The organism is Desulfobulbus alkaliphilus, assembly GCF_016918545.1.
Taxonomy (GTDB): Bacteria; Desulfobacterota; Desulfobulbia; order Desulfobulbales; family Desulfobulbaceae; genus Desulfobulbus; species Desulfobulbus alkaliphilus.
On the sequence record NZ_JAFFQC010000293.1, the window covers coordinates 1 to 431 of the forward strand.

The 431-nt window shown below is 62.6% G+C and carries 1 protein-coding gene; it reads right to left on the reverse strand.

The annotated features are described in order from the left end of the window. Positions 1 to 431 (reverse strand): SDR family NAD(P)-dependent oxidoreductase (locus JWG43_RS20955; RefSeq protein ID WP_205244404.1); only part of this gene is annotated, 431 nt, incomplete at both ends.

A 431-nucleotide genomic window follows, 5' to 3' on the forward strand; every position in this document is an offset into this window, starting at 1 on the left:
CCAGGACACCATGTCGGCGATCTCTTCGCCCTTGCCCAGGCGGCCGACGGGGATGTGGCTGATGATGCCTTCCAGCACCTTGGGGTCCATGGCGCCGACCATTTCGGTGTCGATATAGCCGGGCGCGATGCAGTTCACGGTCACGCCCTTGCGCGCATTCTCCAGAGCCAGCGCCTTGGTGAAGCCGATCATCCCGGCCTTGGCGGCGGAGTAATTGGTCTGGCCGATCTGACCCTTCTGACCGTTGATCGAGGAAATGTTGACGATGCGCCCGTGGCCCCGGTCGCGCATGCCGTTGATGACCTGGCGCGTCATGTTGAAGACGCTGTCCATGTTGACGCGGATGACGTCGGACCACTGGTCGTGGCTCATCTTGTGGAAGAAGCCGTCGCGCGTGATGCCGGCGTTGTTGACCAGGATGTCGATGGGGC